Annotated in this window: 2 protein-coding genes and 1 pseudogene; all 3 read left to right on the forward strand. The window is 73.2% G+C overall.

Going from position 1 to position 2,103, the window contains the following annotated elements; all coding sequences use genetic code 11:
- Positions 1-346: pseudogene (locus QH283_RS15980) on the forward strand (hypothetical protein); the annotation flags it as partial.
- Positions 343-1,833 (forward strand): SCO6880 family protein, encoded by a 1,491-nt coding sequence (locus QH283_RS15985; RefSeq protein ID WP_280503780.1) that lies wholly within the window; start codon positions 343-345, stop codon positions 1,831-1,833. The pseudogene QH283_RS15980 and the gene QH283_RS15985, both read left to right, overlap by 4 nt.
- 31 nt (positions 1,834-1,864) lie before the next feature.
- Positions 1,865-2,103: hypothetical protein (locus tag QH283_RS15990; protein WP_280503781.1), on the forward strand; the 239-nt coding region annotated here is incomplete at its 3' end.

Here is a 2,103-nt window from a genome sequence, read left to right on the forward strand (position 1 = left end):
CGCCATGGGCACCAAGGCGGTGGGTGTGAAGCAGCCCGCCGCGCCGGGTTCGGCCGGTTACGTCAGCGGCAGCGGCTCCGGCCCTCGTCCCGGCGGCCCGACCGGCCCCGGCGGCGGCACCCCGCGCGGCCCGAACAACCCGCAGGGCAGCGGCGGTCCGCGCGCCTCGGGCACACAGGGCTCGCGCGCGGTACCCTCCGGGGCCGCCACGGCTGCCGGGCGCGTCGGTGCGGCCAGAGCCGCCACCAGCGGCATGCGCCGAGCCGACGAGACGATGGGTGACGTGGCAGGGGATCGTTGGGCGAACCGTTCGCCCGACCTCGGGAGGAGCACCATTCCGCGATGACGATGAGCGACACCTACGAGCGCCGCTCCTACGGGCTGTGGCAGAAGCCGCGCAGCGCCGGTCTTTTCGGCCTGCGCTGGGAAGAGACGGTGATCGGCTTCGTCGTCGTGATCACCGCGCTGATCTGTGCCATGGTCGGTGGATTCACCCTCGGCCTCGTCGTCGGCGGCATCGGTGTGGCTGTGATGGTTCCACTGGTGTGGCGGACGGGGGGCCGCTCCGGCTACGAGACGGGATTGATGATGTTCCACTGGATGCGCTCACGCAGTCGCGGCGAACACGTGTACCGGGGCGGACGGTTCTCCCGCATCCCCGGTGGCGCCACCCGGCTGCCCGGCCTGCTCGCGCCGTCGAAGCTCTACGAGGGCATCGATGCGGGCGGTTACAGCTTCGGCATGATCCACCTGCCCCAGTTCGCCCAGTACACCGTGGTGCTGCGGGCCTGGCCGCAGGGCCACGAGGCGGTCGACCAGCCGGTGATCGACCGCTGGGTCTCGGCCTGGGGCACCTTCCTTGCCTCGGTCGGCCAGACCAGCGACATCGTGGCCGTGGTCCCGGTGATCGACACCGTGCCCGAGACCGGCAACCGCCTGCTCACCGAGGTCTCCACGATCACCAAGCCGGAAGCGCCCGACCTGGCCCAGCAGGTGATGTACGAGCTGGCCACCGAACTGCCGCAGGAGCGCGTGCAACTGCTGCCGCGGGTGGCGATCACGTTCAAGGCCACCACCGCCGAGCGGCGCAAGAACCCCGCCGAGGAGGCGGTCGAGATCGGCAGGCGCCTGCCGGGCATCTGCGCGGCGCTGGCCGAGGCGGGCGTGCGCGCCCAGCCGATGTCGGCCGACGAGATCATCGCCTTCATCCGCCGCAGCTACGACCCGGCCTCGCAGGCCGACCTCGAGGTCGCCGCCTCCGAACCCGAGGGGCACGGCCTCGACTGGGCCGACGCGGGCCCGGTGTCGCACGACGAGAAGTGGGACCACTACATCCACGACGGCGGTCGCTCGGTCACCTGGGAGATGGACGCCGCTCCCGAGGGCGCGGTCGACGAGCGGGTGCTGCAGCGGCTGCTCGCGCCGAACCCGGAGGTGCCGCGCAAGCGCATCGCCATCGTCTACCGCCCGCACTCGGCCGCCGACGCCGCCGAGATCGTCGACGACGACTTCAAGAACGCGCTGGTGGCCCAGCAGAGCGAACGTGGCGTGGTCTCGGCCGCGGCGACGCTGCGCGTCGGTGCCACCCAGCAGGCCCGTGAGGAGCAGGCCCGCGGCCACGGCGTGACCCGCTTCGGCGCGCTGGTTACAATCACCGAGCCGTTGCGCGGCGACCTGCCGCGCATCGAGGCGATCACCCGCGACCTGTCCACCCAGGCGCGGCTGAAGATCCGGCGGTGCTACCGCTACCAGGGCGCGGCCTTCGCGGCCTCGCTCGGGTGCGGCGTGATCCTGCCGGAGCACGCGACCATTCCGAAGGCATTGGCGGGGTGAACTGATCATGGCACGCGAACACGAGCCACCCGTGAGGGAGCGCGCGGCGACCGGGCAGCGCGAGCGGCGCCCGGACCCGGCCGAGCGCGAGCAGTGGGCGCGGCCGTACGACGACGGGGACATGGGCCCCCGTCGCAGGGACGAGGGTGCGCGGCCGCGCAGGCCGGCGCCCGCCCGGGGTTCCGGCCAGGACCGAGGCAGGGAACCCGCCCGGCGCCCGCGTCCGGTCGCCGACCGCGACGGTGAACCGAGGCGGGAGCCGCGCAGGCT

Source organism: Nocardia farcinica, from assembly GCF_029867845.1.
GTDB classification, from domain to species: Bacteria; Actinomycetota; Actinomycetes; order Mycobacteriales; family Mycobacteriaceae; genus Nocardia; species Nocardia farcinica_A.

Excerpts from the sequence above, each read along its gene's own strand:
- QH283_RS15985 (WP_280503780.1), top strand. The coding sequence starts at position 343 with ATGACGATGAGCGACACCTACGAGCGCCGCTCCTACGGGCTGTGGCAG.